The following is a 12911-nucleotide window of genomic DNA, read 5'->3' as shown; positions in this document are numbered from 1 at the left end:
TCCAAGCCTTCGCCCAGACTTCAACAAAGGAGCATCACATGCCCCGATTTGCAGCCAACCTGTCTATGTTGTTCACGGAAGTGGATTTTCTGGATCGCTTCGCGGTCGCCGCAGAAGCTGGTTTCACCGGTGTTGAGTACCTATTCCCTTACGATTTTAGCGTTACCGAAATCAAGGCAAGACTCGAGAGCAACGGCCTTACCCAAGTGCTTTTCAATCTGCCAGCGGGGAATTGGGCCAAGGGGGAGCGCGGCATTGCCTGCCATCCCGACCGCATTGAAGAGTTCCGAGCTGGCGTCGATTTGGCCATCGCTTATGCCCAAGTTCTGGGCAATAAGCAACTTAACTGCTTAGCCGGTATCCGCCCTCAAAGTGTGGACCCCGAGACAATAGAACGCACCTTCGTGGCCAATCTCAAATATGCCGCCGACAAGCTGGAAGCCGCGGGCATCAAACTCGTGATCGAAGCCATTAACACCTTGGATATTCCAGACTTCTACTTGAACAACACGCACCAGGGACTCGACATCAGGGAAAAAGTAGGTAGCGCCAATCTTTTCCTGCAATACGACATTTACCACATGCAGATCATGGAAGGCGATCTGGCCAGAACTATGGCCACCTACCTGGAGGAAATTAACCACATTCAGCTCGCCGACAATCCGGGCCGTAATGAACCTGGCACCGGCGAAATTAACTTTCACTTCCTGTTCGAACACCTGGACCGAATTGGCTACCAGGGATGGGTCGGTTGTGAATACAAGCCGGCTACGACCACCCTTGCAGGCCTTAGCTGGCTGAAAACTCATAAAGTGATCTAACGGAGACTTTCCATATGGCCAAGATCGGATTTATCGGCACCGGTATCATGGGCAAGCCCATGGCTCAGAACCTGCAGAAAGCAGGTCACAAACTGTTCTTCTCTGAACACTTCGATAAAACGCCCGCCGACTTGCTGGGTGAAAATGGAGTTGGCTTAGCCAATCCAAAGGAAGTCGCTCAAGAAGCGGAATTCATCATCATCATGGTGCCGGATACTCCCCAGGTTGAAGATGTACTGCTACGCGAAAATGGTGTCGTAGAAGGCGTAGGTGCTGGCAAGGTAGTAATCGACATGAGTTCGATCTCTCCTTCCGCCACCAAAGTCTTCGCCCAGAAGATCAAAGCAACCGGGGCCACCTATCTAGACGCCCCCGTTTCCGGCGGCGAGGTCGGTGCGAAAGCCGCAACACTAAGCATCATGGTTGGTGGTGAAGATCACGCCTTTGAACGCGCGTTACCGCTATTCCAAACCATGGGCAAAAACATTACTCACGTTGGAGGCAACGGCGATGGTCAGACTGCTAAGGTTGCCAATCAAATCATCGTCGCACTGAACATTCAGGCAGTAGCCGAAGCGTTGCTTTTCGCCGCGAAAAATGGTGCCGATCCAGCCAAAGTTAGGGAAGCATTAATGGGTGGGTTTGCTTCCTCGAAAATTCTGGAAGTGCACGGTGAACGCATGATCAAAGGCACTTTCGATCCAGGCTTCCGCATCAGTCTGCATCAGAAGGATCTCAATCTGGCCCTTTCTGGAGCCCGTGAACTGGGCTTGAATTTGCCCAATACCGCGAATGCACAACAGGTATTCAGCACCTGTGCTGCGCTCGGTGGTAGTAACTGGGATCATTCGGCGCTAATTAAAGGCCTGGAACACATGGCCAACTTCTCAATTCGCGAGGAGTGATTTCTCCCCTTCAAACCCAAGACTGATTTGACCTTTCTAAAATCAAATTAGTCTTTGTCCCCCTTTTCGACCTCCCAGGCCAGTGGTGTCACGGCCCAGCAAGCATGGGAGGTCGATTTTAGTCCCGAGCCGCCGGCTTCGGCGGTTGGGGAGTGCAATCGGCTAGCAACCCAATAACAATAATTGAAGTCCGGAGCCTGATATGACCATCAATCCACTAGAGCTGATGCGCACCCTTTTCACGACTGCCATCTCCGCCTCGCATCCATATCATGTGCTGCCGCAATATTTGCCCAAAGACCGCAGCGGCCGCCTTATTGTCATCGGCGCAGGCAAGGCAGCCGCAGCTATGGCCGAAGTCGTCGAGCTTGAATGGCAAGGCGAGGTTAGCGGCTTAGTTGTCACGCGTTACGGACATGGCGCTAATTGCCACAAGATAGAGGTGGTGGAAGCAGCTCACCCAATACCTGATGTTGCCAGTCACAAAGTGGCTCAACGAGTCTTGCAACTGGTCAGTGATCTACAAGAGTCCGATCGAGTAATGTTCCTACTTTCTGGGGGCGGCTCAGCCTTGCTGGCATTACCTGGAGACGGTATCGATCTCGCGGACAAACAATCAATCAACAAAGCCTTGCTAAAATCTGGCGCCACAATCGCTGAGATGAATTGCGTACGTAAACACTTGTCAGGGATTAAGGGCGGCCGGCTGGCCAAAGCTTGCTGGCCAGCCAAAGTGTATACCTATGCGATATCGGATGTTCCTGGCGACGAAGAAACAGTAATTGCCTCCGGCCCAACAGTTGGTGATCCGACCACCTCCGCACAAGCGCTGGCGATCTTGGCTCGCTATGACATCGAGATTCCGGAAAATGTCTATGCGTGGTTACGAGACCCCCGCTCAGAAACAATTAAACCTGATGACCCGGCGCTGGAACGCAGCCAATTTCAATTGATCGCCACTCCTCAGCAATCGCTAAATGCAGCGGCCGAAAAAGCACGCGCTGCTGGCTTTACACCTTTGATTCTCGGCGATTTAGAGGGTGAGTCCCGCGAAGTTGCGAAAGTGCATGCAGGCATCGCCCGACAAATCGTTCTACACGGCCAACCAATCAAGCCACCTTGCATAATTCTGTCCGGCGGGGAAACCACCGTCACAGTACGAGGCAATGGTCGTGGCGGACGTAACGCTGAATTCCTCCTAAGCCTGACAGATTGCCTTAAGGGGCTTCCTGGTGTTTACGCACTGGCAGGAGATACCGATGGCATAGATGGTTCAGAAGACAATGCCGGAGCCATCATGACGCCCACCTCCTATGCGCGCGGCCAAGATAAAAAACTAAACGCAAGCTATGAGCTGGATAACAACAATGGCTATGGGTACTTCGCCGCTCTTGACTCATTGATCGTCACTGGGCCAACCAGAACCAATGTTAATGACTTTCGTGCCATCCTAATTCTCGAGACCCCAACAAAATGACGCCCAATAAAAAAGTTAAGATTCTTGCTACCTTAGGTCCTGCGACTAAAGGTATCGACGATATTCGTCAATTGGTGGAAGCAGGCGTCAATCTGTTCCGACTCAACTTCAGTCATGGCGAGCATGCTGATCACGCTCAGCGTTATAAGTGGATACGCGAAGTTGAGCGCCAAATGAGCCAGCCCATCGGTGTTTTGATGGACTTGCAGGGGCCGAAGTTGCGGGTAGGCAGATTTGCCGAAGGCAAGGTCAACCTGGAACGAGGGCAGGCATTGCGATTGGACCTTGACTGTACGCCAGGCGACACGCATAGGGTTAATTTGCCTCATCCGGAAATCATCGAGGCACTGAAACCAGGCATGAACCTGCTTTTGGACGATGGTCGACTTCAGTTACGGGTAACTGCCAAACACGCGGACGCCATCGACACCGTAGTCATTGCTGGTGGCGAACTGTCCGATCGAAAAGGCGTGAATGTTCCCGAGGCTGTATTGCAACTCAGCCCGCTGACTGCCAAAGATCGCTGCGATCTGGATTTCGGGCTGGAGTTGGGTGTCGACTGGGTCGCTCTATCGTTTGTACAACGTCCTCAAGACATCACCGAGGCTCGCGAGCTGATCAAAGGCAAAGCACTGCTGATGGCAAAGATTGAAAAGCCGTCTGCAGTGCTACACCTAGAGGAAATTGCTCACTTGTGTGACGCAATTATGGTCGCTCGCGGCGATCTTGGAGTTGAGGTCCCAGCGGAGAATGTGCCTCGCATACAAAAAGACATCGTACGCATTTGCCGCCAACTTGGCCGGCCGGTGGTGGTGGCTACGCAGATGCTTGAGTCGATGCGCTTTTCACCAGCGCCGACCCGCGCAGAAGTGACCGACGTTGCAAACGCTGTGGCCGAGGGAGCGGATGCCGTAATGCTCTCTGCGGAGACCGCTTCTGGTGACTATCCCTTGGAAACGGTAGAGATGATGAGCAAAATCATCCGCCAAGTGGAGTCTGGTCCAGACTTCCAAAGCCAACTGGATGTGAGCCGTCCAAAAGCTGAAGCAACAGTGTCAGACGCAATAAGCTGCGCCGTCCGCCGCATCAGTAGCATCCTGCCCGTAGCGGTGCTGGTGAACTACACTGAGTCGGGCAGTTCCAGCTTGCGCGCATCACGCGAACGACCGAAAGCGCCAATACTCAGCTTAACAACAAGCGAGAAAACGGCTCGCTATCTGACCATTGCATGGGGCGTCTACTCAGTAGTTTATCAAAACCTGAGTGAGATCGAGAATGTTACGAAGACTGCCCTAAATATCGCTCAGCATCAAAATCTCGCGAAGAAAACGGACATTGTAGTAATCACTGCGGGAACTCCATTCGGTCAACTAGGCAGTACCAATACTCTTCGGATTGAAACTATCTCATAGGGCAAATCATTACCTGCAACCTTCATCAAACCAATATGAGGGATATTGAATTATCTGCGGCCGGTCGTCTCCTAGATCTATCAGGTCGACGACCATCCGACAGAATTAGAAAGACAAAAAACCCAGAGAATTTAATTAGCGCACAGCATCGGCAGAGAACCGGAGCACTATCGAGGTCTCGAATGTGCTTAAGTCGGCTGTACGAATTTAAAAACTCAAGTAATGGCGAACGTCTTTTTCGAACAGTTCGGAATCGCGGCTGCCTCCTTATATAAACGATAGATCCGAAAAACTCACATACCCTCGCGAGTTAGCTCCCGTCGAGCGACGAAAAATAATAAAATATGTGCCTGTCTAAAGCTCGAATGATCATGAGTTAGTAACAGCTATGCCCCTAAATTAGAATCACCGCGCCGGAGACTAATCGACCGACCGCGAGTCATGTTGAGGAAGGTCATTTTCCTCGCTAAGTTCGTTGCGTTTGCACCTAATCAGTCCTTATGACCTTTTACATCCACCCTTCCAATCGCATTGTCGCACGCACCAAGCGCTGCTCTTCTTGCTCAATGTCCTTCAAATTATCTCGAATACTGTGAATATGGTCACGGGCCGCACGCAGCGCCAAGTCAGGCAGACGCTCGATCACAGCTTGGTAAATTCGTGTGTGCTGACGGTCAATTTGCCGTTTCTGCAAGGGTCGATGATAAAGATTATTAACCGAAGCAAATACGGTACTAAGCATCAAATCAGTAAGTGATCGCAGAGTATGTACCAAAACCGGATTATGCGACGCCTCACAAACAGCCAAGTGGAAGGCATGATCAAGACGAGCATGCTCGCGCGACGCAATCCCATCAGGCTGCGAATGGGAAGCAATCATCTCCTCGTAACGCCGAGTCAGCAGAACAAAATCAGCATCGGTTCCTCGTAGCGCAGCCAGTCGCGCCGACTCCCCCTCAAGCAAAGCGCGAACCTCAAGCAGGTCATAGAGAGTGCGCGGTTGCGAGCTGAACAGATGAAATAGCGGGCTTGAGTCCTCTTCTGCGGTAAGTCGAGCCACACGCGAATCGCGCCCCTGAGCTGTCTCTATGATACCGCGCCCGCGCAACACGGTAAGACCCTCGCGTAACGCAGAGCGAGAGAATCCAAGTTTTTCACACAAGCGCCGTTCGGACGGTAAGGGCTGCCCCACTTTGAGGACGCCATCCACGATCAGACGTTCAATACGCTCAGCGACTATTTCGCTGATTGGCCGCCGAGCAGCCCCTTCTTCTTCGTTCATTTTGACCTCGAGCAACTGGTAGGACCAGTTCAAACCAATCTTTCACGCTTCGAAAAATATAACGAAAACCCTATGCCATTGCTAGATATTTGCGACTGGACGATCACTGATCGCACAAAAAACTGGTAGGACCAGTTAAAAACCAATGGACTGTGGACCTCCAGGGAACAATCATGGACGACATAGAAGCAGTTCTAGGCGCCCTGGCCGACTGCAATAATAAAAACGCTACAGAGTGAATCCTTGGCATGAACATTTTGTACGATGAACGCCTCGACGGCGTATTGCCTAAAGTCGACAAAGCAGCTCTCGTCACAGAGCTAAAACAGCTGCTACCTGACCTCGAAATTCTTCACACTCAAGAAGAACTCACCCCCTACGAATGTGATGGGCTTTCTGTATACCGTACAGCGCCTTTGCTGGTTGCATTACCCGAACGACTTGAACAGGTCGAAGAACTGCTCAAGCTCTGCTATCGCCGTAAGGTACCGGTGGTCGCGCGCGGAGCGGGCACTGGATTATCCGGGGGCGCGCTTCCTCTGGAACAGGGCGTCCTCTTAGTCATGGCACGCTTCAACCGGATTATTGAGGTCGACCCTAATGGTCGTTTTGCCCGGGTACAGCCAGGTGTACGTAACTTAGCCATATCTCATGCTGCAGCCCCTTATGGGCTTTACTATGCACCCGATCCATCATCACAAATTGCTTGCACTATCGGCGGAAACGTCGCCGAGAACGCCGGTGGTGTGCACTGCTTAAAATATGGACTGACAGTACACAACTTACTCAAGCTGGACATTCTCACGGTCGAAGGCGAAAAGATGACGCTGGGAGCCGATGCTTTAGATGCTCCGGGCTTCGACTTGCTTGCACTGTTCACCGGATCGGAAGGCATGCTCGGTATCATTACCGAAGTCACGGTCAAGCTGCTGCCTAAACCTCAGGTGGCCAAAGTATTAATGGCCAGCTTTGATTCGGTCGAGAAGGCAGGCCGCGCCGTAGGAAACATCATCGCCGCAGGCATCATCCCTGGCGGTCTAGAAATGATGGACAACTTGTCCATTCGTGCCGTGGAAGACTTTATCCACGCAGGCTATCCGGTAGATGCTGAAGCAATCCTGCTCTGCGAACTGGATGGTGTTGAAGCAGACGTCCAGGACGACTGTGACCGGGTTAAAGAAGTACTAGAAACCGCCGGTGCTACCGAAGTTCGTTTGGCTCGCGACGAGGCTGAACGCGTCAAGTTCTGGGCCGGGCGCAAAAATGCGTTTCCAGCCGTCGGACGCATCTCGCCGGATTATTACTGCATGGACGGCACTATTCCGCGCCGTGAGTTACCAGGTGTTCTTAAAGGTATCGCCGATCTGTCCGAGGAATATGGTCTGCGTGTGGCCAACGTTTTCCATGCCGGTGACGGGAACATGCATCCACTGATTCTGTTCGATGCCAACCAACCTGGTGAGCTGGAGCGTGCAGAAGCCCTCGGCGGCAAAATCCTTGAACTCTGCGTCAAGGTCGGTGGAAGCATCACCGGCGAACACGGGGTGGGCCGTGAAAAGATCAACCAAATGTGCGCGCAGTTCAACAGCGACGAACTCACCTTGTTCCATGCGGTGAAGGCAGCGTTCGATCCCAGCGGCTTACTCAATCCAGGCAAAAATATTCCGACCCTGCATCGCTGCGCTGAATTTGGCGCCATGCATATTCATCACGGCCAATTGCCCTTCCCTGAATTGGAGCGCTTCTGATGCAGCATGATCAAGACAGTACTTCAACACTGCTAGAACAAGTCAACCATGCGCTCAATCATGCGATTCCACTGCGCATTCAGGGCAGCAACAGCAAGGCTTTCCTCGGTCGCCCGGTAGCAGGTGAGGTACTCGATACTCGGTGCCATAGCGGCATAGTGAGCTATGACCCAACTGAACTCGTTATCAGTGCGCGAGCTGGTACAACACTTACTGAGATTGAGGAAGTGTTGGAGGCCGCCGGGCAAATGCTGCCTTGCGAACCTCCCCATATGGGTCATGGTGCAACTTTGGGCGGCGCAGTGGCGGCTGGCCTGTCCGGACCTCGACGGCCGTGGTCTGGCTCCGTCCGTGATTTTGTTCTTGGAACCCGGGTAATAACCGGTCGAGGTAAGCATTTGCGCTTCGGCGGTGAAGTTATGAAAAACGTCGCTGGTTACGACCTTTCTCGCCTGATGGCGGGGAGCTTCGGATGCCTAGGCGTGCTCACGGAAGTTTCTTTGAAGGTCCTTCCCAAGCCTCGGGAGTGCTTAAGCCTTCGTCTCGAAATGGATGTTCATGAGGCGCTTAGTGAACTCGCGGAATGGGGTCAGCAACCGATACCAATTAGTGCCGCATGCTATGACGGTCACGCTCTGCATTTGCGTTTGGAAGGCGGTGAAGGCTCGGTTCAAGCTTCTCGTCAGCGACTTGGCGGAGAGGAAATTAATAGCGCGTTCTGGCAAGACTTACGCGAACACCGACATGCTTTCTTTGATAACACCACTCCGCTATGGCGACTATCGCTCCCAAACAATACCGCACCGTTGGATTTGCCAGGAACTCAGTTAATTGACTGGGGAGGCGCCCAACGATGGCTTAAGTCCAACGCAGAAGGCGAGCTGATTCACCGCGTGGTCATGGAGCTCGGAGGTCATGCCACTTTGTACAGCAAAGGACCGAATCCGTTTCCACCGCTGACGCAACCCCTACTTCGTTATCACCAACGACTTAAGAGCCAACTCGACCCCTTGGGAATATTTAACCCAGGTCGCATGTACGCGGAGGTTTGATCGAGCCATGCAAACGAATTTGAGCGAACAAGCCAAACTGCTGCCCCGCGCTGAAGAGGCTGAAAGCATTCTTCGGTCCTGTGTTCACTGTGGTTTTTGCACTGCAACCTGCCCCACATACCAATTGCTAGGAGACGAATTGGACGGTCCACGCGGCCGGATTTACCTGATCAAGCAAGTTTTAGAAGGCAATGAAGTTACTGCGAAAACTCAGTTGCATCTTGATCGCTGCCTAAGTTGTCGAAACTGCGAAACCACCTGTCCATCTGGTGTGCAATATCACAACCTGCTGGATATCGGTCGCGCAGTGGTTGATGCACAAGTACCACGCCCCCTCGGCCAACGGATGCTTCGCGAAAGTCTGCGCGCCGTGCTACCACGCCCAGCGCTGTTCAAGGCTTTAACACAGGCTGGTCAGATCTTCCGTCCATTCTTACCCGAGGCTTTGAAAGCCAAGCTGCCACGCCAAGCCTCTGCGGTAAAGCCTCGCCCAGTACCTCGCCACGCGCGACAGGTATTAATGCTTGAAGGTTGTGTGCAACCAACCCTATCTCCGAATACCAATGCTGCCACTGCGCGAGTATTAGATCGCCTCGGTATTAGCGTCTCACCGATTAGAGAGGCAGGCTGTTGCGGTGCGGTTGATTATCACCTGAACGCCCAAGAAAAAGGCCTTTCACGTGCACGGCAAAACATCGATGCCTGGTGGCCGGCGATTGAGGCGGGAGCAGAAGCGATAGTACAGACCGCTAGCGGTTGTGGTGCCTTCGTTAAAGATTATGGTCATCTTCTAGAAAATGATTCTCTCTACGCAGACAAGGCTGAACGTGTAAGTGCGTTAGCTAAGGATCTTGTGGAAGTACTGGGCGAAGAACCATTAGAGGATCTCCATATCAATGGCGATAAACGCTTAGCGTTCCACTGTCCTTGCACCTTGCAGCACGCTCAGAAACTCGCTGGCTCGGTCGAATCCGTGCTTAGACGTTTGGGCTTCAGCCTCACTGACGTTCCGGATGGTCATCTGTGTTGCGGCTCAGCGGGCACCTATTCAATAACCCAACCGCAACTATCCCGCCAATTGCGCGACAACAAAATGAATGCCCTCGAAAGCGGCAATCCTGAGGTGATCGTCACCGCTAATATCGGCTGTCAGACACATCTCGAGAGCGCTGGCCGCACTCCGGTGCGGCATTGGATCGAGCTAGTGGAAGAAGCCCTGAATTAGGAGATGACTCATGCAAAGCAAACCAATACTCACTCAAAAGGAAGTTACACGAATCCTCGCTGCGGGTAGAGCAGAGGCCCAACAGAATCTATGGCCAGTAACCATCGTAGTGGTAGACGACGGGGGACATCCTTTATCCCTGGAACGCCTCGATGGCTGTGCAGCAATTGGTGCCTATATAGCCACAGAAAAAGCACGCAGTGCAGCTCTCGGACGCCGCGAAACTAAAGGATACGAGGAAATGGTCAACGGCGGCCGCACAGCTTTCATTAGCGCTCCCCTACTCACCTCTCTAGAAGGTGGAGTCCCCATTGTGGTGGAAGGCCACGTAGTAGGTGCTGTCGGCGTATCGGGTGTGAAGGGCGAACAAGATGCTCAGATTGCCAAGGCGGCAGCAACAGCATTGTCATAAGCGGAACTACCCTGACGCTTTGGGGCCAGGGAGTAACAAAAACTCTCACGCCGAATGGCTGAGAAACACCATCAGGAACAACGTAGATGATCGATAGAGTGCAATGCCAGCGCCTGCAAGTGGCCCAGAATTTTAAGCGTTTCATTGACGATGAAGTACTGCCAGGTACCGGCATTGTTGCAGATACGTTCTGGAGTGGTCTCGACTCTTTAGTTCATGACTTGGCGCCTCAGAACCGAGCTCTATTGACCGAGCGAGTTCGCCTTCAAAACGAGGTAGATACGTGGCACCGCGCACATCCGGGACCTATTCGTTACATGGTCGCTTACAAGTCGTTTCTTAAAGATGTCGGCTATTTGGCACCACAGCCTGATGATGTTACGGTAACTACAGCCAATGTTGATACTGAAATCACAGTGCAAGCGGGACCGCAGTTGGTAGTGCCCGTTATGAATGCGCGTTATGCCTTGAATGCGGCCAACGCACGCTGGGGTTCCCTTTACGATGCACTTTACGGTACAGACGCGATCAGCGAAGAAAACGGTGCTCAAAAGGGATCGGACTATAACAAGATTCGTGGTGATCTAGTCATTGGCTTCGGCCGCACTTTCCTCGACCAAACTATACCTCTCGCCAATGGCACTCATGCCGACGCTTTCCGTTACCACATTGTCGACAGCCAGCTTACTGTTGAGCTTCGAGATGGCAGCTCTAGCCACCTAAGCCAACCCGAGAAATTCGTCGGCTATCAAGGCGATCCATCTGCGCCTAACGCGGTACTTCTCCAAAATAATGCTTTGCATTTTGAGATCCAGATCGATGCAAACAGCCTAATCGGAAAGTATGACCTTGCGGGGGTAAAGGATCTTTTGTTGGAAGCCGCGCTGTCAACCATCATGGACTGTGAAGACTCAGTGGCCGCAGTCGATTCTGCAGATAAAGTAGAGGTTTATCGCAACTGGCTAGGCCTCATGAAGGGTGATTTGAGCGAAACCCTGATTAAAAATGGCAAGACGATCGTTCGCCGCCTCAATCCTGATCGCGTGTACAGCAGCCCCGATAATGGAGAATTAAGCCTACCAGGTCGCTCGCTGCTGTTCGTCCGTAATGTTGGTCACCTGATGACCAACCCTGCAATTCTAGATGGCGATGACAATGAAATACCTGAAGGTATTCTAGATACTGTTTTTACGAGCCTAATCGCCGTACACGACCTCCAACGAAAAGGTAACTCCCGTACGGGTAGTGTTTACATCGTCAAACCGAAGATGCACGGTCCGACAGAGGTGGCTTTCGCTAATCAGCTATTCGGCCGCGTTGAAGAATTGCTCTCCCTTCCAGCCTACACCTTAAAGATGGGGATTATGGATGAGGAGCGTCGCACATCAGTAAATCTTAAAGCATGTATCGCTGCTGCTAGTGCAAGGGTGGCTTTTATTAACACCGGCTTTCTTGATCGGACCGGTGATGAAATGCACACGACCATGGAAGCCGGTGCGATGTTGCGTAAAGGCGACATGAAAACTACTGCGTGGATTCAAGCCTATGAACGCAACAACGTACAAGTAGGCTTATCGTGTGGTATGAGTGGCAAGGCACAAATCGGTAAGGGCATGTGGGCTATGCCAGACTTGATGGCAGATATGCTCCGTCAAAAAATTGATCATCCAAAGGCTGGCGCAAACACAGCCTGGGTACCGTCGCCGACTGCAGCAGTACTACATGCCCTCCACTATCATCAGGTAAATGTCAAAGCGGTACAGCGAGGCCTGAACACACTAAGCCTCACTGTCCAGCATGAAGAGTTGCTCAATGACTTGCTGACCGCACCAGTAGCTGCCGAGCGCAACTGGAGTGCCGAGGACATCCAACAGGAATTGGATAATAATGCGCAAAGTATATTGGGTTATGTCGTACGCTGGGTAGAACAAGGCATCGGTTGCTCCAAGGTACCCGACATACACAACGTCGCACTTATGGAAGACCGTGCAACCCTACGGATTTCTAGCCAACACATTGCTAACTGGCTGCATCATGGAGTTATCCATACAGAACAGCTTCAAACAACCATGGAACGCATGGCAAGGATTGTCGACGAGCAAAATTCTGGCGACCCAGCTTATAAACCAATGGCAGTGAACTTTGAAACTTCATACGCCTTCCGCGCGGCTTTAGACCTTGTATTCAAGGGACGCGTGCAGCCAAGTGGATACACTGAGCCTCTTTTACACGCCTGGCGTCTACGTTTCAAGAATCAAATGTGATTTTTTGATCACAATTCAAAAGTAGCATCCCCGGCCTAATAATGGACCGGGATTCGGGCGTATGCGCCTCGCCATAGGCGCAGACTCCCCGAAACTTCTACTACATGATTCCGGAGTCTTTCTGGAAAAACATGGTTCACAACAATAAAAGGAACCGCCTCATGAGTCGAACGTTACCTCTCATTAAGACATCTCAGTTTCCAGTGCACGTAACGAAAACAATTTATCGAACACCTGCATAGCAGGCAGTCAGATGATTGCTAATAAATATATTGCACAATATCGAAACCATGTAAAAACACAATAATTAGAG

The 12911-nt window shown here is 51.9% G+C and carries 10 protein-coding genes and 1 pseudogene; 10 read left to right on the top strand and 1 reads right to left on the bottom strand.

Annotation, left to right across the window (positions count from 1 at the left end; all coding sequences use genetic code 11):
• Nucleotides 1-38 precede the first annotated feature (38 nt).
• The 5 genes and pseudogenes from hyi to ACX3YD_RS20180 form a co-directional block, all read left to right on the top strand.
• Nucleotides 39-821, top strand: a complete 783-nt coding sequence (gene hyi / locus ACX3YD_RS20200; RefSeq protein WP_057005183.1) for a hydroxypyruvate isomerase — start codon at nucleotides 39-41, stop codon at nucleotides 819-821.
• Between the two features lie 14 nt (nucleotides 822-835).
• Nucleotides 836-1726, top strand: coding sequence for a 2-hydroxy-3-oxopropionate reductase (locus tag ACX3YD_RS20195; protein ID WP_057005182.1), 891 nt, complete (start codon nucleotides 836-838; stop codon nucleotides 1724-1726).
• Nucleotides 1727-1928: 202 nt separating this feature from the next.
• A complete protein-coding gene (locus tag ACX3YD_RS20190) occupies nucleotides 1929-3203 on the top strand; it encodes a glycerate kinase type-2 family protein (protein WP_057005181.1) in 1275 nt (424 codons plus the stop codon).
• Nucleotides 3200-4615, top strand: a complete 1416-nt coding sequence (gene pyk, locus ACX3YD_RS20185) for a pyruvate kinase (protein ID WP_057005180.1) — start codon at nucleotides 3200-3202, stop codon at nucleotides 4613-4615. Before ACX3YD_RS20190 ends, pyk begins: the two co-directional genes overlap by 4 nt.
• Nucleotides 4616-4759: 144 nt before the next feature.
• Nucleotides 4760-4890: pseudogene (locus ACX3YD_RS20180) on the top strand (response regulator receiver protein); the annotation flags it as partial.
• Nucleotides 4891-5123: 233 nt separating this feature from the next.
• Here the strand turns inward: ACX3YD_RS20180 and glcC are convergent.
• Nucleotides 5124-5897 (bottom strand): transcriptional regulator GlcC, encoded by a 774-nt coding sequence (gene glcC, locus ACX3YD_RS20175; protein WP_057005191.1) that lies wholly within the window; start codon nucleotides 5895-5897, stop codon nucleotides 5124-5126.
• A gap of 248 nt (nucleotides 5898-6145) precedes the next feature.
• Here glcC and glcD point away from each other — a divergent pair, with 248 nt between their 5' ends.
• The 5 genes from glcD (at nucleotide 6146) to ACX3YD_RS20150 (ending at nucleotide 12598) form a co-directional block, all read left to right on the top strand.
• Nucleotides 6146-7645, top strand: a complete 1500-nt coding sequence (gene glcD / locus ACX3YD_RS20170; RefSeq protein ID WP_057005179.1) for a glycolate oxidase subunit GlcD — start codon at nucleotides 6146-6148, stop codon at nucleotides 7643-7645.
• The gene (gene glcE / locus ACX3YD_RS20165) at nucleotides 7645-8697 is read left to right on the top strand and encodes a glycolate oxidase subunit GlcE (protein ID WP_082643872.1); all 1053 of its coding nucleotides are present in this window, start codon (nucleotides 7645-7647) and stop codon (nucleotides 8695-8697) included. The genes glcD and glcE overlap by 1 nt, the downstream gene beginning before the upstream one ends.
• A gap of 7 nt (nucleotides 8698-8704) precedes the next feature.
• On the top strand, nucleotides 8705-9922 hold the full coding sequence (gene glcF / locus ACX3YD_RS20160) for a glycolate oxidase subunit GlcF (protein ID WP_082643871.1): 1218 nt from the start codon (nucleotides 8705-8707) through the stop codon (nucleotides 9920-9922).
• Between the two features lie 10 nt (nucleotides 9923-9932).
• Nucleotides 9933-10334 (top strand): heme-binding protein, encoded by a 402-nt coding sequence (locus tag ACX3YD_RS20155; RefSeq protein WP_082643870.1) that lies wholly within the window; start codon nucleotides 9933-9935, stop codon nucleotides 10332-10334.
• Nucleotides 10335-10420: 86 nt separating this feature from the next.
• Nucleotides 10421-12598, top strand: coding sequence for a malate synthase G (locus ACX3YD_RS20150; protein ID WP_057005176.1), 2178 nt, complete (start codon nucleotides 10421-10423; stop codon nucleotides 12596-12598).
• Nucleotides 12599-12911: the final 313 nt, after the last annotated feature.

Source organism: Pseudomonas fluorescens group sp. PF-1 (genome assembly GCF_054481335.1).
The sequence above is the reverse complement of the archived record's forward strand: the minus strand, read 5'-3'. Positions and strand labels throughout refer to the sequence as shown.